Annotated in this window: 15 protein-coding genes and 3 tRNA genes; 7 read left to right on the top strand and 11 right to left on the bottom strand. The window is 75.3% G+C overall.

What is annotated here, in order from left to right; genetic code table 11:
* Nucleotides 1-104: 104 nt before the first annotated feature.
* Nucleotides 105-177, bottom strand: a tRNA-Trp gene (locus tag ACFWN3_RS14085).
* 152 nt (nt 178-329) lie between these two features.
* Entirely contained in the window at nt 330-1,190 is an 861-nt protein-coding gene (locus ACFWN3_RS14080; protein ID WP_377640582.1) for an endonuclease/exonuclease/phosphatase family protein, read from the bottom strand.
* A gap of 133 nt (nt 1,191-1,323) precedes the next feature.
* Between ACFWN3_RS14080 and ACFWN3_RS14075 the strand changes: the two genes are divergently transcribed.
* From ACFWN3_RS14075 to ACFWN3_RS14060, 4 genes are all read left to right on the top strand, one after another.
* On the top strand, nt 1,324-2,616 hold the full coding sequence (locus ACFWN3_RS14075; protein ID WP_377640580.1) for an aminotransferase class I/II-fold pyridoxal phosphate-dependent enzyme: 1,293 nt from the start codon (nt 1,324-1,326) through the stop codon (nt 2,614-2,616).
* A gap of 30 nt (nt 2,617-2,646) precedes the next feature.
* The gene (locus ACFWN3_RS14070) at nt 2,647-3,141 is read left to right on the top strand and encodes a DUF5709 domain-containing protein (RefSeq protein WP_377640578.1); all 495 of its coding nucleotides are present in this window, start codon (nt 2,647-2,649) and stop codon (nt 3,139-3,141) included.
* Nucleotides 3,138-4,181 carry an adenosine deaminase gene (locus ACFWN3_RS14065; protein WP_377640576.1) on the top strand — a complete coding sequence of 348 codons (1,044 nt, stop codon included), beginning with the start codon at nt 3,138-3,140 and terminating at the stop codon, nt 4,179-4,181. The genes ACFWN3_RS14070 and ACFWN3_RS14065 overlap by 4 nt, the downstream gene beginning before the upstream one ends.
* A 212-nt stretch (nt 4,182-4,393) precedes the next feature.
* Nucleotides 4,394-5,098, top strand: a complete 705-nt coding sequence (locus tag ACFWN3_RS14060) for a hypothetical protein (protein ID WP_377640574.1) — start codon at nt 4,394-4,396, stop codon at nt 5,096-5,098.
* A gap of 554 nt (nt 5,099-5,652) precedes the next feature.
* Here the strand turns inward: ACFWN3_RS14060 and ACFWN3_RS14055 are convergent.
* From ACFWN3_RS14055 to ACFWN3_RS14020, 8 genes are all read right to left on the bottom strand, one after another.
* Nucleotides 5,653-6,726, bottom strand: a complete 1,074-nt coding sequence (locus ACFWN3_RS14055) for a UDP-N-acetylmuramate dehydrogenase (RefSeq protein WP_377640572.1) — start codon at nt 6,724-6,726, stop codon at nt 5,653-5,655.
* On the bottom strand, nt 6,726-7,148 hold the full coding sequence (locus ACFWN3_RS14050; RefSeq protein WP_377640570.1) for a MaoC family dehydratase: 423 nt from the start codon (nt 7,146-7,148) through the stop codon (nt 6,726-6,728). The genes ACFWN3_RS14055 and ACFWN3_RS14050 overlap by 1 nt, the downstream gene beginning before the upstream one ends.
* A gap of 2 nt (nt 7,149-7,150) precedes the next feature.
* The gene (locus ACFWN3_RS14045) at nt 7,151-7,600 is read right to left on the bottom strand and encodes a MaoC family dehydratase N-terminal domain-containing protein (RefSeq protein ID WP_377640568.1); all 450 of its coding nucleotides are present in this window, start codon (nt 7,598-7,600) and stop codon (nt 7,151-7,153) included.
* Between the two features lie 80 nt (nt 7,601-7,680).
* Nucleotides 7,681-7,848: a 50S ribosomal protein L33 gene (gene rpmG, locus ACFWN3_RS14040; protein ID WP_377640566.1), complete on the bottom strand. Its 168-nt coding sequence runs from the start codon at nt 7,846-7,848 to the stop codon at nt 7,681-7,683.
* 119 nt (nt 7,849-7,967) lie between these two features.
* A tRNA-Met gene (locus tag ACFWN3_RS14035) sits at nt 7,968-8,044 on the bottom strand.
* Nucleotides 8,045-8,091: 47 nt separating this feature from the next.
* Nucleotides 8,092-8,164: transfer RNA gene (locus ACFWN3_RS14030), tRNA-Thr, on the bottom strand.
* Between the two features lie 47 nt (nt 8,165-8,211).
* On the bottom strand, nt 8,212-9,021 hold the full coding sequence (locus tag ACFWN3_RS14025) for a helical backbone metal receptor (RefSeq protein ID WP_377640564.1): 810 nt from the start codon (nt 9,019-9,021) through the stop codon (nt 8,212-8,214).
* Nucleotides 9,022-9,037: 16 nt separating this feature from the next.
* Nucleotides 9,038-9,799 carry an SDR family NAD(P)-dependent oxidoreductase gene (locus tag ACFWN3_RS14020; RefSeq protein WP_377640563.1) on the bottom strand — a complete coding sequence of 254 codons (762 nt, stop codon included), beginning with the start codon at nt 9,797-9,799 and terminating at the stop codon, nt 9,038-9,040.
* A gap of 60 nt (nt 9,800-9,859) precedes the next feature.
* On the opposite strand from ACFWN3_RS14020, the gene ACFWN3_RS14015 reads away from it, so the two are divergent.
* The 3 genes from ACFWN3_RS14015 to ACFWN3_RS14005 all read left to right on the top strand — a co-directional run bounded on the left by ACFWN3_RS14015 (nt 9,860) and on the right by ACFWN3_RS14005 (nt 14,251).
* The gene (locus ACFWN3_RS14015) at nt 9,860-10,660 is read left to right on the top strand and encodes a deoxyribonuclease IV (protein ID WP_377640561.1); all 801 of its coding nucleotides are present in this window, start codon (nt 9,860-9,862) and stop codon (nt 10,658-10,660) included.
* Between the two features lie 94 nt (nt 10,661-10,754).
* Complete coding sequence (locus ACFWN3_RS14010) at nt 10,755-11,468, top strand: GNAT family N-acetyltransferase (RefSeq protein ID WP_377640559.1); 714 nt, start codon at nt 10,755-10,757, stop codon at nt 11,466-11,468.
* Complete coding sequence (locus tag ACFWN3_RS14005; RefSeq protein ID WP_377645620.1) at nt 11,387-14,251, top strand: BTAD domain-containing putative transcriptional regulator; 2,865 nt, start codon at nt 11,387-11,389, stop codon at nt 14,249-14,251. Before ACFWN3_RS14010 ends, ACFWN3_RS14005 begins: the two co-directional genes overlap by 82 nt.
* Here the strand turns inward: ACFWN3_RS14005 and ACFWN3_RS14000 are convergent.
* Nucleotides 14,236-17,817: an ATP-binding cassette domain-containing protein gene (locus ACFWN3_RS14000; protein ID WP_377640557.1), complete on the bottom strand. Its 3,582-nt coding sequence runs from the start codon at nt 17,815-17,817 to the stop codon at nt 14,236-14,238. The two genes, ACFWN3_RS14005 and ACFWN3_RS14000, sit on opposite strands and share 16 nt — an antisense overlap.
* Nucleotides 17,818-17,832 lie beyond the last annotated feature (15 nt).

Here is a 17,832-nt window from a genome sequence, read left to right as displayed (position 1 = left end):
CTTCACGTCGTTCTTCGATGTCGGGTGCCTCGGCGCGGCACGACCGCGAAGGCACCCCGGCCGCGGAGGCGGGGAGCAGTCGTGGACGTACCACACGTGCGACGCAGGGCAGGAGGGACTCGAACCCCCAACCGCCGGTTTTGGAGACCGGTGCTCTACCAATTGAGCCACTGCCCTACGGAGTGCCACGGTTGGTTGGCGCTCCGCTGGTGCGTCCGCTCCCCCACCTGCCGGGGCAGGGTGAAGCATCGGGCACACCGAACGGACAGCATACGTGACGCCCCGGTCCGACCGCGAACTCGGCCGGACCGGGGCGCCACGCCCGCGAGTCAGCCCAGCGGCAGCGCCCCGAAGAGGATCCGGTGGTTCGAGGGCGAGGCCATGGTCCGCTCGGAGCCTCCACCGTCTCGCGAGCCGCTCTTGGACACGAAGACGTAGTCGATCTTGCGGCGCGTGTCCCGCCCGTCCGTGAGGCGGCCGCAGGTCCACCGGCCGCTCTGGGCGTCGTTCCCGGCTCCTGCCGTCTGGGCGATCTCGCGGAACTTCCCCTGCGCCCCCTTGCCGTCGGCGTACATCGCGTCCATCGCCTCGAAGCCCGGCCGCGCGTTGAAGTCGCCACCGACGATCACGGTCCGGCTGGGAGAGATCCAGTCGTTGGTCACCGACCGGATCTTGCGGGTCAGCCGCCCACGGAACTCCGTCTCGTCCTTTCCTCCCGCGACGAGGTGCGTCGAGCAGGCGCGGATGCTCCTCCCGTCCTTCTTCAGGTCGACGCAGGCGAGGCCGTAGGCGTGCTCCCCCTTGGTGAGGAGCGGCTGCGGTTCCAGCGCCGTGGCTCCGGAGCCCGTCCAGACCGCTGCCTCGCCGAGCCGCGTGTCCTCGCCGGAGCACTTGCCGGTCCGCCGTGGGTTGAACGACGTCGCCCCGAGCTTCCGCAGTGCCGGGAGCATGTCTCCGCAGACCTCCTGGAGGAGCAGGATCTCCTTGCCGGGCACCGTGTCGCTGTCCGCCAGGTCGAGCACCTTGTTCAGGGCGCTCGTCTTCTTCTCGAGGTTGTGGCTGATGACGCGGACGGTGCTCGGTGCCGCTTCGGCCGACGGGGCGGCGGCGACGGTGGTGACGGCCCCGGTGAGCGCCACCGCGACGGCGGCCGCGGCGGCGAGGAGTGGGCGGGTTCTCGTGCTGGTCATGTGGTTCCCCCCGGATGGGTGACGTGGGGGACCGCTGCTCGGCCCCCCGACGTCCTCCACCCTCGCAACGGCGGCCGTCCCACGCCATGGGGAGCCCTCCCCCGCTCGTCCGCGGGTCTGGGACGATGGGCCGGTGACCGAGCAGACGACCGCCACTCCCCTGTCCGAGCGCTCACCGGAGGAGCTCGCCGCCTTCCTCGAGGAGCAGCAGGCGGCGTACGCCGCGCTCAGGGAGCGCGGGCTGCGGCTCGACCTCACCCGCGGCAAGCCGAGTGCCGAGCAGCTCGACCTGTCCGAGGAGCTGCTCTCGCTCCCGCGCGGGCACGTCGACGCCGACGGCACCGACGTGCGCAACTACGGGGGCCTGAACGGCCTGCGCGAGCTGCGCGAGATGTTCGCCGAGCTGCTGTGGGTCGACCCGGACCAGGTCGTCGCCGGCGGGTCGTCGAGCCTGACGATGATGCACGACGTCCTCGTCCAGCACCTCCTGCACGGAGGGCTCGACTCGCCCCGACCGTGGAAGGACGAGGACAAGGTCACCTTCGTCTGCCCGGTGCCCGGCTACGACCGCCACTTCACGATGCTCGCGTCGTACGGGATCGAGATGGTCACCGTCCCGATGCGCGAGGACGGGCCCGACGTCGCCGCCGTCGAGGCGCTCGTCAAGGACGACCCGTCCGTCAAGGGCATCTGGATCGTGCCGACCTACGCCAACCCCGCGGGCTCGGTCGTCACCCAGGAGGTCGCCAGCAGGCTCGCGTCGATGCCGACGGCCGCCCCCGACTTCCGGATCTTCTGGGACAACGCGTACGCCTTCCACCACCTCACCGAGGACGAGGCCAAGTCGGCCGACATCCTCTCGCTGGCCTCGGCGGCGGGTCACCCGCACCGGCCGGTCATGTTCGCGTCGACGAGCAAGATCACCTTCGCCGGCGCCGGGGTGGCCTTCCTCGCCGCGTCCCGCGAGACCGTGAAGGCGTACCTGGCCCACCAGCAGTACGCCTCGATCGGCCCGGACAAGGTCAACCACCTGCGGCACGTGCAGTTCTTCGGCTCGGCCGACGGGGTCCGCGAGCACATGCGCGCGCACCGCGCGATCCTGGCGCCGAAGTTCGCGGCGGTCGACGCGGCGCTGCGGGCCGAGCTCGACGGCCTCGGGGTGGCCGAGTGGACGCGCCCGGCGGGTGGCTACTTCGTCAGCCTCGACGTCCTCGACGGGTGTGCCACGCGGGTGGTGCAGCTCGCGAAGGAGGCGGGCATCGCCCTCACGCCGGCCGGCGCCTCGTTCCCCCTCGGCAAGGACCCCCGCGACCGCAACATCCGTCTCGCGCCCTCGTTCCCGGTCCTCGCCGAGGTCGAGACGGCGATGGCGGGGGTCGCGACCTGCGTCGCGCTGGCCACGGCGGAGCACCTGGCCCACGCGTAGGGTGAGGTCATGTCAGACCAGCCTGATGACGTGACCGACGACCTCGGCAGCTACAGCGTCGACGCCGAGGACCAGCTCCAGCCGGAGGACACCCTCGACCAGGAGGACGTCGAGGACGTCCTCGACCGCGGCTACTCGCCGCCGGACCGCCTCCACGGCTCCCTCGCCCACGGCGTGACGGCCGAGGAGCAGGGGCGCGACGAGACGATCGAGGAACGCATCCGGCAGGAGGTGCCCGACCCCGACTCGGCCTACGGCGCCCCCGACAACGAGAGCGGGCTCGACGAGGAGCGCCTCGGCGGCGACGACCCCGACGCGATCTCGGCGTCCGAGGACTGGCTCGGCGACGACCAGGTCGGCGACGTGCGCGCCGGTCGCCTGGTGGCCCCCGACGAGGGCCTCGGGTCCGACGACGAGAAGGACCTGGTCGGCGAGGACGTCGGCATCGACGGCGCGGGGGCGTCGGCCGAGGAGGCCGCGGTCCACGTCATCGCGGACGCGGACGAGGACCTCGACGCCGGGTGACGAGCCCGGACTCCTCCCCTTCGCGGTCGGTCACCGACCTGCCGAAGGCCCATCTCCACCTCCACTTCACCGGCTCCATGCGGGTCGGCACCGTGCGTGACCTCGCCGCGGCCCACGGCATCCGGCTGCCGTCGTCCCTGACGACCGAGTGGCCGCCGCGCTTCGACGCGGTGGACGCCCGCGGCTGGTTCCGCTTCCAGAAGCTCTACGACGCGGCCCGCGCCACCGTGCGCGGCGAGGCCGACATGCGCCGGATCGTGCGCGAGGCGGCCCTCGACGACGGGGCGGAGGGGTCGCGTTGGCTCGAGATCCAGGTCGACCCGACGTCGTACGCGCCGTTCGTCGGCGGGATCACGCCGGCGCTCGAGATCGTCCTCGACGAGGCCCGGTCGGTGTCGTCGGAGCCGGGGGCGGCGCAGGTGGGCGTCATCGTCGCGGCGAGCCGGATGCGGCACCCGCTCGAGGCGCGAACCCTGGCCCGGCTCGCGGCTTCTCATGCGGGGTCCGGTCCCGGATCGGTCGTGGGGTTCGGGCTGTCCAACGACGAGCGGCGCGGCGACACGGCCGAGTTCGGCGCGGCGTTCCGGATCGCGCGGCACGCAGGGCTGGCCCTCGTCCCCCACGCCGGGGAGCTGCTCGGGCCCGAGGCGGTGACGGCGACGCTCGACGCGATGGCGCCCGAGCGTCTGGGCCACGGCGTGCGTGCGGCGGAGGACGCGGCCGTCCTCGACCGCGTCGTGCGCGAGGGTGTGGCGCTGGAGGTGTGCCCGTTGTCGAACGTGGCGCTCGGTGTCTTCGACGCGGCGGGCGACGTCCCCATCGGGCGGCTCGTCGAGGCGGGGGCGCAGGTCGCCCTGGGCGCCGACGACCCGCTGATCTTCGGGTCCCGGCTGGCCGACCAGTACGCCTCCGCGCGCGCCGACCACGGCTTCTCCGATGCGACCCTGGCCGACCTGGCCCGTGCCTCGCTCGCCGCGAGCCGGGCGCCCTCCGACGTCCGGGCGGCCGTCGAGCGCGACATCGACGCCTGGCTGGCCTGACTCGCGGCCTGGCGACCGGCACTGCGCGGGGTGCGTGGTCGCGGCCATGTGGGCCGAGGGTGGATCGCCGGTGGCAGGGCCGCTGTTCAGGGAGGTCCGGATGGATCACCGGGTGAGTCACGGCCCGTCCACAGCGGGGTCGGACGGCGGCACCCGTCCACAGGTTCGACGACGGTCGCCAGCACGTGGATGCCGGGTTGCATCGTCGAGGAATGAGCGACCTGCGAGGCGTGCCCCTGACGTTCGGCGACCAGCTGAGGTGGGCGAGGGACCGGTTGACCGTGCCCGACGAGATCGGGCTGGCGCTGCGGTCGCACCGAAGGCACGTGAGGCTGAGCCAGCGCTCCTACGCGTCCTGGCGTGGCCTCAGCCGGTCGATGCTGGCTCGTCTCGAGGCCGGGGAGACCACCATGCCGCTGGCCGCCGTCCTGGAGGCACTCGAGGGAACCGGATTCGCCCTGTTCGTGGGGTTCGCCGACGACCCCGCCACCCCTCCGCCGGTCGACGCCATCGCCCTCCGGGTCCCGCCGCCTCGACCGCGCGCGGCTGGCGAGGCGCCACGGAGCTGGCGGCCGATCCCGCCCGAGGTGTGGCGCGGGACCGAGCTCGTGGCGCGCGTCCGTGGCGGGTCCAGACGGTTTCCGGCCCACCGGCGCACCAGGCACGTCGTGAACCCGCCGACCTGGTGGTGGATCCAGGAGTTCTTCACCGACCCGTCGAACCCGCCGCAGTGGTACGCCCCCGTCGTGGACCCCGACGATCTCCCCTTTCCCCGGTCCCGCCGACCTCCTGCCGGGCCGTCGACGGTGGACGACCCGGTCTCGACCACGGGCCTGGGGTCGACGGACTCCGCCGGTCGCTCGCCCCGGGAGTCGCAGACCGACGACGAGAACCAGCCCGAGCCCGGAGCCGCCTAGGGAACACGAACCCGAGCTGCCCCCGGCAGTCCGACCCGAAGGCGCCCAGGCAGCCCCGCCCGGAGCTGCCCCCGACAGCTCGACCCGAAGCCGCCCAGGGAGCCCGACCCGAAGCCGCCTAGGAACCCGAGCCCCGAGCTGTCCCCGGCTGCCCGACCCAAGGCGCCCAGGGAGCCCGACCCGAAGCTGCCACGACGGCCCGACCCGAAGCTGTCCGGGGACCCGAGTCCGGAGCTGCCCAGGCGAGCCCCAGCCCAGAGATGCGCCAGAGAGCCCGGACCCGGGGGCGGCGGGACGATCGTGAGCCGGGCTGACTCAGCGGTGTCTGCGCCGGAGCCACACGGGTCGGTGGCTCACCCCGTGATCCAACTGCTCGGTTGGTTCACCTGATGGGGCGGGGCACCCTGCCGCACCGGGTGCGAGTCAGGGCACGAGTGGCTCACGGGGCGATCCATCCGGACGTCCCAGGACGAGCTGTCCGTGGTCGACGGCAACGACCGGGACAAGGCTCCGGACGGCGGCTGCCCCGGCACCACGCGGCGGGGTCGAGCCGGTCAGAGGGTGTCGCCGACGAGGACCGGCTCGTTGACGAGGGTGACCCCGAAGGCCTCCTGCACCCCGTCGCGGACGGTGCGCGCGAGCGCGAGGACGTCGGCGGTCGTCGCCGAGCCGCGGTTGGTCACGGCGAGGGTGTGCTTGGTGGACAGCGCAGCGGGGCCGGGGAGGCCGAAGCCCTTGGTGAAGCCGGCGCGCTCGATGAGCCAGGCGGCGCTCGACTTCACCGACCCCGCGCCGTCGGGGAAGGCCGGCGGGGCGGGGGCGTCGGCCCCGAGCCGCGCGGCGACCCGCTCGCGCAGGTCCGCGAACTGCTCCTCGGACAGGATCGGGTTGGTGAAGAAGGAGCCGCAGCTCCACGTGTCGTGGTCGGCAGCGTCGAGGACCATCCCGCGGCGCCGCCGCTGGGCGAGCACCGCCTCGCGGGCGTCCTCCAGGGGAACCCGGTCGCCGACGGCGACGCCGAGCTGGGTCGCGAGGTCGGCGTAGCGGACGGGCTGCGAGAGGGACTGAAGGACCAGCTGGAACATCACGTCGATGACGACGTAACGGTCCGTGCCCTTGAACAGCGAGTGCCGGTAGCCGAACCGGCAGTCCATCGTCATGAGGGTGCGGACCTGCTGCTGGAGGCGGTCCCACACCCGCACCCGCGCGATCGTCTGGGACACCTCCTGGCCGTACGCGCCGACGTTCTGCACGGGCGTCGCGCCGGTGGACCCGGGGATGCCCGACAGCGCCTCGACCCCGGACCAGCCCTCGGCGACGGCCCGCGCGACGACGCCGTCCCAGTCCTCGCCGGCGGCGACGGTGACGTTCGCGCCGCCGCAGAGGTCGGCCGAGTCGACCTCGACCCCGGTCGTCTCGATCTTGACGACCGTCCCGGCGAACCCCTCGTCGGCGAGGACGAGGTTCGAGCCGCCGCCGAGGACGAGCAGCGGCTCGTCGGCGTCGTCGACCTCGCGGACGGCGTCGACGAGCTCGTCGCTCGTCGACACGACGACGAGGCGCGCGGCCGGTCCCCCGACCCGCATCGTCGTGTGCCCGGCGACCGGCTCGTCGGAGAGCTCTCGCATCAGGTGAGCGCCACGACCGCGATGCAGCGGCCGAGGACCTTCTCGCCCCCACACGTCGTCGCGAGGTCGACGGTCACCCGGCCGGTCTCGGCGTCGACGGCCTTGACGACCCCCTGGACGACGACCTCGGACCCCGACGCCGGCACGACGACGGGCTTGGTGAACCGGGTCCCGAACTCGACGACCCGCCCGGCGTCCCCGGCCCAGTCGGCGACGACGGTGCCGGACGCGCCCATCGTCCACATCCCGTGGGCGATGACGTCGGGCAGGCCGACCGAGCGGGCGAAGGACTCGTCCTGGTGGATCGGGTTCTGGTCGCCCGAGGCGTTGGCGTAGGCGACGAGCGTGTCGCGGGTGACCGGCACGGTGACGGGGCCGATGACGTCGCCGACAGCGACCTCCGAGAGCTGGCGGACGGTCATCCTCACTCCTCCCCGCCGCGCACGACGATGGTCGAGCTCGACGTCGCGAGCGCGTCGCCGGCGGTCGTCGCGAGCTCGGTGCGCGTCGTCACCATCGCGTGACCACCGGCCGACCGGACGGCGTCGACGGTCGTGGTGCCGACCACCTCGTCCCCCGCGGTGATCGGGCGGTGGTGGACGAAGCGCTGCTCGCCGTGGACGACCCGGCTGAAGTCGATGCCCGCCTCGGGGTCGGTGACGTAGGCCCGCTCGGCAGCCTGCGAGAAGCGCACGGCCATCGTCGGCGGCGCGATGACGTCGGCGTACCCGGCGGCACGGGCGGCCTCGGGGTCGGTGTGCACCGGGTCGGTGGCGCCGACGGCCGCGGCGAACGCGGCGATGAGGGCGGCGTCGACGGCGTGCGGTCCGTCCGCCGGGTACGTCCTGCCGACGAAGTCTGGGTTCACGGCCATGGCGACCACTGTAGTGAGGCCGGACATGCGCGAGGCCGCCGGCACCAGGGGTGCGGGCGGCCTCGGGGAGAGCGCTGGGGTCAGCGGGTCTCGCGGTGCGTCGTGTGCTTCTTGCAGCGGGAGCAGAACTTCATGAGGTCGAGCCGGTCGGGGTCGTTCCGACGGTTCTTCTTCGTGATGTAGTTGCGCTCCTTGCACTCCGTGCACGCCAGAGTGATCTTGGGGCGGACGTCGGTGGCCTTGGCCATGGGGGCAACCTGCTCTCGGGAAGTGATTCGATCTCGGGGTGTCGCACCGGCGCACGAGGGCACGCGCGACACCAGCACAACAGGGTACGCGGGTCCGGGCATTCCCCGAAATCGCGGCCTGGTAGCGGGAGCGGGGCTCGATCCCGCGACCTCACGATTATGAGTCGTGCGCTCTAACCAGCTGAGCTACCCCGCCAGGGGTGCGGTCCGGACCAGCCTCTCGACCGGTCCCGGCCCGACCTGAGCCCCCTGTCGGAATCGAACCGACGACCTTTTCCTTACCATGGAAACGCTCTGCCGACTGAGCTAAGGGGGCGTGCGCACCGGCGTCGAGACCCCGGGCGCGACGGAGACATTACACGCTCAGGATCGGTCCAGCGAAATCGCCGAATCGACGAGCGCGGGCCCGTACCAGGTGAGCAGACGCCCGGACACCAGAGCCGTCGGGACGTGCGCGAACGCCTCCGGTCCGTCGTCCTGCGTGAAGACGTAGGGCTCGTCGGGGAGCAGGACGACGTCGGCCCCGGAGGCGTCGTCCAGGGCCTCCAGCGGCACCGCGGGGTAGCGCCCTTCCACCCCCGCCGTGACGACCTCGAACCCCGAGCGGGCGAGGAGGTCGGCGGTGAACGTCGGGCGCCCCACGACCATCCACGGGTCACGCCAGACGGGCACGACCGCCCGGCGACGCGGCGCCGGAACCGGTCCGCACCACGCGTCCTCCGCCGCGACCAGCCAGTCGGGGTCGCCGGGGAGCCCGACCGCCTCGCGCAGCAGCCGGCGCATCGAGGCCACCGCCTGCGGGACCGTCTCGATGTCGGTGACCCACACGGGCACACCGCGCTCGCGCAGCCGGCGGACGTCGAGCTCGCGGTTCTCCTCCTTGTTCGCCACGACGAGGTCGGGGCGCAGCGCCGCGACCGCCGCGAGGTCGGGGTTCTTCGTCCCGCGCACCCGGGCGACCCCTCGGGCGTCGAGGTCGGCGGGGTGGGTGCACCAGTCGGTGGCGCCCACGAGGACGTCGGGGCAGGACACGCCGAGCGCCTCGGTGAGGGAGGGCACGAGGGAGACGACGCGGCGCGCCGGCCCCACGAGGGGGACCGGTGCGCCGAGGTCGTCGTGGAGGGTCACGTGGGTGCCCCCGAGGTCGCCGAGGTCGCCGAGGACGCCCAGCACGCCGACGTCACCGGGGTCAGCGCGGCGCCATCCGGAGCGCGCCGTCCATCCGGATGACCTCGCCGTTGAGGTAGTCGTGCTCGATGATCGCGAGCGCGAGGCTCGCGTACTCCTCGGGCCGGGCGAGTCGCTGGGGGAAGGGCACCCCGGCGGCGAGGCCGGCCCGGAACTCGTCGGACACCGTCGCGAGCATCGGCGTCTCGACGATCCCGGGCGCGATGGTCATCACCCGGATGCCGTACTGGGCGAGGTCTCGCGCGGCCGGCAGGGTGAGTCCGACGATGGCGCCCTTCGACGACGCGTAGGCCGCCTGCCCGACCTGTCCGTCGAAGGCGGCGATGCTCGCCGTGTTGACGACGACCCCGCGCTGGCCGTCGGCGTCGGGCTCGGTCGCGGCGATCGCCTCGGCCGCGAGGGCGAGCACCGTGAACGAGCCGATGAGGTTGATCTCGACGACCTTGCGGTAGAGCCCGAGGTCGTGGACGCCCTTGCGGCCGAGGATGCGGGCCGAGGGCCCGATCCCCGCGCAGTTGACGACGACCCGCAGCGGGCGGGCGGGGTCGGCGGCGGCGCGGGCGACGGCGGCGCGCACGTCGTCCTCCGAGGTGACGTCGGTGGGGGCGTACTCGACGCCCTCGACGGCGGGTGCGGCCGCGCAGGCGGCGGGGAGGTCGAGGGCGAGGACCCGGGCTCCCCCGGCGGCGAGGGCGGCCGCGGTGGCGGCACCGAGGCCCGAGGCCCCCCCGGTGACGATGGCGGTGGTGTTCGCGATCTGCATGCCCGCCATCCTGCCCTGACGACCGACCCGCGCGTCGGTGCGGGGTCCTACGGTGGGGGCATGGCACTGCGCATCGGAGGACACGTCGACCAGGCCGACCCGGTGGCGGAGGCGAGCGCCCGTGGCGCCACCCTCAGCCAGTTCTTCCTCGGCGACCCCCAGAGCTACAAGGGCCCGGTCGTCCAGTACGCCGGCGGGGCGGCCGCCCTCAAGGCGGCGGCCGAGGCCGCGGGGGTCGACCTCTACGTCCACGCGCCCTATCCGATCAACGTCGCGTCGACGAACAACCGGATCCGCATCCCGGGCCGCAAGCTCCTCCAGCAGCACCTCACGGCCGCGGCCGAGATCGGCGCGAAGGGCGTCATCGTCCACGGCGGGCACCTCGGCAAGGACGAGGACGCCACGGTCGGCTTCGACAACTGGCGCAAGTGCGTCGACGGCCTCGACATGCCGGTGCCGCTCCTCATCGAGAACACCGCCGGCGGCGACAACGCGATGGCGCGGCGGCTCGAGGCGATCGAGCGGCTGTGGGAGGCCGTCGGCCGGGCGGAGGGTGGCGACACCGTCGGCTTCTGCCTCGACACCTGCCACGCCCATGCCGGGGGCAACGACCTCGGCAGCGTCGTCGACAAGGTCCGGGCGGTCACCGGCCGCATCGACCTCGTCCACTGCAACGACAGCCGTGACGAGTTCGACTCCGGCGCCGACCGCCACACCAACCTCGGCTCCGGCCACATCGCCGGCTCCGACCTCGCCGACCTCGTCCGCGACGCCGGCGCCCCCGTCGTCGTCGAGACGCCCGGTGGCGTCGAGGGGCAGGGCGCCGACATCGCCTGGCTGCGCGAGCGCCTGGGCGACTAGCGGCTCCGCGCCGCGAGGCGGGGCGGCCGCCCCCTCCGGTGCCGTGACAGGTCGGTGACAGGTCGGCGCCACCCGCCCGCGACAGCGTGGCCGGATGACGACGACCACCGCACCCGCGGCCCGGAACGGGTCCCTCACCGCCTCCGGGCTGGCGCTCCTCCCGCTGCGCCCGGGCGACACGGCGACGGTGCACGAGGTGTTCGCGCAGCTGTCGCCGCGGTCGGCGTGGCTGCGCTTCCACACCGGCCTGCCCCGGCTGACCCCGGGCATGGCGCGTCACCTCGCGGCCGTGGTGCCGGGTCGCCACGAGGCGGTCGTCGCCGTCCTCGACGGGCGACCGGTGGGGCTCGGCCGATGGGTCACGGACCCCTCGTGCTCCGGTGCGGTCGAGGTCGCCGTCGAGGTCGCCGATGCCGCGCAGGGGCGGGGCATCGGCGGCCGCCTCCTCGCGGCGGTGAGCGACGCGGCCCGCCGGGCGGGTGCCCGCGAGCTCGTCGCCCACGTCCACGGTGACAACGCTCTCGTCGCCGCGTGGCTGCGGCGGCTCGGTGCCCGGCCCCCGAGCGGGCCCGACGAACCCTTCCGCCTGTCCCTCGTCCCCCCGGTGGTGTCCGACCCGTGTGGTTGCATGAGCCCGTGCTGGTCCGGGTGCTCGGACCCCTCCGGGTCGAGGTCGACTCCCGGGCCGCCGTCCCCCGGGGGGCCCGTCCGCGCGACCTCCTGGCGGTGCTCCTGGCGCGCCGCGGTCGCGCGGTGCCGGCCGAGGTCCTCCTCGACCTCGTGTGGGGCGACGACGCCCGCCGGCTGACCGCGACGACGGTCCACACCGTCGTCGCGCGACTGCGCCGCCACCTCGGGGGCGACCTCGTGCGCACCACCGACGCCGGGTACCTCGTCCCGCACGACGTCGCCACCGACGCCGACCGGTTCGCCGGGCTCGTCGGGTCGGGCGCCGACGGCAGCGCCAGCCGGCTGCGCGAGGCCCTCGACCTCTGGGTCGGGGACACGGCGTACGAGGGCGTGCGCGACGACCTCGTCCTCGCCGAGCGGACCCGTCTCGCCGACCTCCACCGCCGCGCCCGCGCCGACCTCGCGGCCGTCCTCCTCGACACCGCCGGCGAGGCCGAGGCGCTCGAGGCCCTGGCCCTCGCGCGGACCCTCCTCGCCGACGACCCGCTCGACGAGGGCGCCGCCGTCCTCGCGATGCGCGCGGCCTACCGCGCCCACCGACAGGGTGCGGCCCTCGAGGTGCACGACACCCTGCGCCGCACGCTGCGCGACGAGCTGGGCGTCGCCCCCGGCCGCGCGGTCCGCGAGCTGCACGCCCGCGTCCTCGCCCACGACCCCACCCTCGACGGCCCCCCGACCGGCGCCCGCGACCGCGACCGCGACGCCGACCCGGCCACCACGCGGCCGGGGGCGACCCCCGAGCCTCCCCCCGTCGCGCTCCACCCGGGGCGGCTCGTCCCCGTGCCGGCCTCGCCCACGGTGGGCCGCGACGACGACGTCGCGGTGGTGCTCGGCGCCCTCGCCGAGGGGCGGCGGCTCGTCACGGTGACCGGCCCCGGCGGGGTCGGCAAGACGCGGCTGCTCGCCGACGTCGGGGCCGCGCTCCAGCCACACGGCGAGGTCGTCCACGTCGCCCTCGGCGCGCACGCGGCCCTGCCGGTCGACGAGCTCGCGGCCAGCGTCGCCCTCGCGACAGGTGTCCCCCTCTCCGGAGACGACCCCGTCGCCGGCCTCGTCGCGGCGCTGCGGACCTCCACGGCCACCGTCCTCGCCGACGAGGCCGAGTGGGTGCTCGGGTCGGCGGCCGAGCTCACCTCGACCCTGCTCGCCGGGTGCCCGGGCCTGCGGGTCGTCATCACCTCGCGCGTCCCGCTCTCGGTCGTCGGCGAGCGGGTCGTCGTCCTCGAGCCGCTGCCGACGCCGGGTCCCGACGCGTCCGCCGCCGAGGTCTGCGCCTCACCCGCGGTCCGGATGCTCGCCGAGCGCCTCGCCGACCACGGCGCCGGCCCCACCGACCCGAGCGCCTGGGGCGAGGCAGACCTGCGCGTCCTCGGCGAGGTGGCCCGCCGGGTCGACGGGTTGCCGCTGGCCCTCGAGCTCGTCGCCGGCGCCGGAGCCCGAACCCCGCTCGCCGACCTCCTCGACGTCGCCCGCCAGCCCCTCGACCTCGCCGGCGCCGAGCACGGCCGCGACGACCGCCACCGGTCGCTGCGCGACGCCCTGTCGTGGGGGGTGGGGCGGCTCGGTCCCGGCGCCCGCGTCGTCCTGCGCCGGCTCGGCGTCTTCGTCGGACCGTTCACGACCGCCGCCGCCCGGGCCGTCGTCGGGCCCGGCGACCCCGGACTCGACGTCGAGCGCGCCGTGCGCGAGCTCGCCCGCCACCACCTCCTGCGGGTCGAGCGCACCTCGACGACCCTGTCCTTCCGGATGCTGCGGGTCGTGCGCGACCTCGCCCTCGACGAGCTGGCCGCGGCGGGCGAGGTCGACGCCACCCGCGAGCGCCACCGGCGCTGGTTCGCCGGCGTGTGGCGCGACGCCCCCCTGTCCGACGACCTCGTCGAGCACGTCGGCCGCACACACGACGACCACGTCGAGGCCCTCGTCGACGCCCTCGAGCACGACGACGACGTCGCCGCCGCCGACATCGCCCTGGCCCTCAGCCGCCGGTGGCAGTTCGTCGAGGCGAGCACGACCGGCCTGCGCTGGACCACGCGCCTCCTCGGGCGGCCCGGCACCACGCGGGTCCAGCGCGCCCGGCTGCGCGTCGCCCGGGCCGGCTTCCTCCAGGGCGCCGACTGGGACGACGCCGAGCACGGGCGGCTGCGGGCCGACCTCGCCGACGACCCCGAGTGGTCGGGCCTGCTGGGGCTCGTCAGCGCCATCACCGCCTACGTCTCGGGCGACCCCGCGACGGCACGCCACCACATCGAGGACGCGCTGGCCGCCACGGTGCGCGCGCCGCACCTCCTGCCCGAGGTCGTCGCCGCCGCCGCCGTCTTCGACGCCACCGAGGGCGACGCCGCGGCCGCGATCACGGGCGCCCGCGACGCCCTCGCGCGCCTCGGGTCACCGGTCTCGGCCGTGCACCTCGTGAGCGTGGTGCCCAAGGCCGCCCTCGCCCTCCTCGAGGCCGGCCACGCCCGTGAGGCCCTCGACCTCCTGACCTCCGCGGCCCGCGACGCCGACGCCCGCTTCGGCATCCGGCCGACGAACACGACGACGCTCAACGCCGGCTGGGCCGCCCTGTCCGTCGACGACCCGACCGCCGCCCTCGGGTGGTTCCGCGACTCGCTGACGGGCACCCAGACCGCCACGGCCGCACCGACGGTCGGGGAGGCGGCCCTCGGCGCGGGCGCCACCCTCGCCGCCCTGGGCGGCTCCGGGGCGGCCGAGCTCCTCGGCCTCGGACGCCTCCTGCTCGCCGAGGTCGGGCAGGAGCTCCCTCCTGCCCTCGAGGCCCTCGTCGCGCGGGCCGAGGAGGCGGTCGGGGTCACGGCGCCACCAGCCGGGTGGGACGCGACCCTCGCGACGGGGCGGGTGGCCGCGCTCGTCAGGGGGGCCGGGGCTCAGCCGGCGAGGTGACCCCAACGGCCGGCGAGGTCGCGCCACGGGCCGAGGGCGGCGACGCGCCCGTCGACGAGGACGACGACCCGGTCGGCCTGCTCGAGGGCCGCGCGCTTCGACGTCGCGCCGATGACGGTGGCGCCGCGAGCGCGCAGCGCCGCCCACAGCTCGACCTCGGTCGTGGCGTCGAGGGCGCTCGACACGTCGTCGGCGAGGAGCAGCTCGGTCTCGGCGGCGAGCGCGCGGGCGAGCGCGAGTCTCTGGACCTGCCCGCCCGACAGCCGCACGCCGCGGTGGCCGACGACGGCGTCGTGCCCGCCGGCCGCGTCGACGTCGTCGCGCAGCCGGGCGTCGGTGATCGCCCGGTCGAGGGCCCGGCCGTGCCCGAGGACGACGTTGTCGGCGAAGGTGCCCGAGAGCACGCGCGGGACCTGGGAGACGTGCGAGACCTGGCCGGGGCGGAGGAACTCCTGGGCGTCCTGGACCTCGACGCCGTTCCAGGTGATCGACCCGGTGTGGTCGACCAGGCCCGACAGCGCCCGCAGCAGGCTGGACTTCCCCGACCCGACCTGCCCGAGGAGCAGGACGAGCTCGCCCGCTCCGACGGTGAGGTCGACGCCCTCGACGCCGCGGGTCCCGTCGTCGTGGACGGCGCCGACCCCCGTGAGGCGCAGCTCGCGCAGCGGCACCTGGCCCGGGACCTCGGCTGCCGGCGCGGCGCCGGTGACGAGGTCGACGCCCGGCGGCAGCGTGACGAGGTCGACCCCGCCCGCGAGCCGGCTCGTCGCCTTCTGCCACGAGCGGGTCCCGGGGGCCTCGGTGACGACGGCGCCGGCCACCCGGCCGAACCAGTCGAAGCCGTTGACGGCGCCGGCGACGAGGATGGCCGTCGCGAGGTCCCAGTGGCCCAGGGCGTAGGTGCCCCACGCGGCGACGACGCCCACCTGGACCATGACGACGGGGACGCCGTCGAGGACGGCCTGCACGCGGTGCTCGAAGACCGCGGCGTCGACGCGGCCGGCGTCGACCGACCGGAGGTGGCGGTGCGCGGCCGGGGTGGCCGCGGCGAGCTTGACGGTGCGGGCCGACTCGAGGACCGACACGAGGGAGCGCCCGAACCGGGCGCGGGCCGCGGAGGACTCGGTGGCCGACCGGCCCGCGATCGGCCGACCGACCGCCGACGCGAGGGCGGCCCCGACGAGCACGACGAGCAGCACCCCACCGGCGAGCAGGCTCCCACCGAGGGCGGCGGTGACGGCGACGATCGCGAGCCCGTTGAGGAAGTCGACCCAGCGGTCGGCGTAGAGGGCGTAGCGGTCGGCGTCCATCGACCGGGCGACGACCTCGCCGGGCGGGGTGCGCTCGAGGCGGTGCTGGCGGGTCTGCCCGGTGAGGACGGTCATCCGCACCCGGAGCATGACCTCGATCCACCAGCGCGGGTAGCGGCGGATGGCGGAGGTGAGGATGAGCGGCGAGGTGAGGACGAAGAACGCCGTGAGCGAGGTGAGGACGATGGTCCGGGTGTCCCAGCCCGCCCCGGTGCCGAGGTGCTCGACGACCCGGCCCCAGACGTAGCCCGTCGCCGCGCCGAACGACCCGCCGAGGGCCGAGACGAGGAAGAGCACGGCCGGCCAGATGCCCCAGAGCGGCCGGACGAGCAGCGCCGACAGGATGCCGCGGGCGAGCGACGGACCGTCGCCGGGGTCGGGGACGACCGGTGGCGGGCCGGTGCGCCGGGCCCCGCCGACGACGCCGTCGGCGGACGGGGCGGTGGCGGCGGCTCCCTCGCCACCGGTCGAGCGCTCGTCGGTGGGCGCGCCGGCAGGCACCCCGAGCGCGCCGTCGCCGCTGGCCTCGAGGAGGCGGCGGAACGGCCCGACCGCCGCGGCGACCTCGGACCGGGGTCCGTGCTCGACGACCCGGCCGTGGTCGAGGACGGCGACGAGGTCGGCCCGTGCCGTGGTGGACAGCCGGTGGGCGACGAGGATGCCGGTGCGGCCGGTGAGGAGCCGGTCGGCGGCCCGCACGACGAGCGCCTCGGTGACCGGGTCCATCCGGGCGGTGGCCTCGTCGAGGACGACGACGGCGACGTCGCGCACGAGCAGCCGGACGAACGCGACGAGCTGCTCCTCCCCCGCCGAGAGCGGCGTCCCGCCGGGCCCGAGGACGGTGTCCAGCCCCTCGGGGAGCCCGCCGACCCAGTCGTCGAGCGCCAGCTGGGTGACGGCGGCCCGGACGCGCGCGCGGGGGAGGTCGCCGAAGAGGGTGATGTTCTCGGCGAGCGTGCCCGCGAGGATCTCGGTGCGCTGGGTGACGACCCCGACGGCCGCCCGCAGCGCCTGGAGGTCGAGGTCGAGGACGTCGACCCCGCCGAGGAGGACCGAGCCGCGCGGCGGCTCGACGGCGCGCGACACGAGCGAGGCGAGCGTGGACTTCCCCGACCCCGTGCGCCCGACGAGGGCGCAGGTGCGCCCGCCGGGAACGTGGAGGCTGACCCCGCTCAGCGCGAAGTCGCCCTCGGGGTAGGCGAAGCGCAGGTCGCGGAACTCGAGGCCGAGCGACCCCGACGGCACGGGGAGCCCACCCTCGGGCTCGGGCTCGGTGCCGAGCAGCTGACGCAGCCGGGTGACCGCCCCGAGCCCGGCCTGCAGCTCGGGCAGGTGCCGCGCCATCTGGTCGACCTGGCCGACGAACGTGCTCGTGACGAGGAAGAGGGTGACGAGCCGGGCGACCGACAGGTCGTCGGACACCACCATGGCCACGCCCGCGACGCTCGTCCCGGCGAGGAGCCCGTAGAGCAGCAGGCCCGTCCGGCGGGTGACCCGGCACTGGAGGGCCAGGACGTCGTCGAACCGCCGGTGCACCACGGCCGACAGGCCGCTGAGGCGGCGGACGACGTGGGCCTGGCCCAGGCTCGTGCGCAGGTCGTCGCGCGCGGTGACCGCCTCCTCGAGGGCGGCGGCGTGGTCGGTCCAGGCCATCTCCTCGGAGACCTTGAGCTCGGAGATCGTCGGGAGGAGGCGCCGGACGACGGCGAAGGCGGCGACGCCGGCCACGGGGAAGAGGATCCAGGCGGGCCACCACGTCAGGCCGGCCACGACCCACATGGGGACGGCCGCGAAGACGGTGCGCAGCGCGTCCCAGACCTGGCGCCGCAGCATCGAGCCGACGTCGTGGGTGTCGTCGTCGACCCGGTCGAGGACCTCGCCGACGGCCTGCTCGCCGAGCGCCGCCAGCGGCTGGTGGAGCGCGGCGTCGAGGAGGTCCTCGCGCAGGCGCCCCTCGGCACGGTCGACGACCGCCGCCCACACCGTGCGGCCGGCGGTGTCGAGGACGGCCGCTCCGACGACGCACAGGGCGAGGAGCCCGACGAGGCGGGTGGACGGCTCGGCGGCGAGCAGTCCCGCCACGACCGTGCCCAGGGTGCGCCCGACGGCTCCGACGCCGGAGAAGGTCAGCGCGATGCCGGTGGGCCAGCCGCGCAGCCGGCCGAGGTCGAGGCGGCGCCCCGGCGGGGTCGCCGGAGGGCCGGCCGGAGGGGTGGGGGTCGAGGTCGGCGGGGGCGGTGCGGTCGTCGTCGCCATCACCGACGAACCTAC

The organism is Oryzobacter terrae (genome assembly GCF_042756445.1).
GTDB classification, from domain to species: domain Bacteria; phylum Actinomycetota; class Actinomycetes; order Actinomycetales; family Dermatophilaceae; genus Oryzobacter; species Oryzobacter terrae.
The sequence above is the reverse complement of the archived record's forward strand: the minus strand, read 5'-3'. Positions and strand labels throughout refer to the sequence as shown.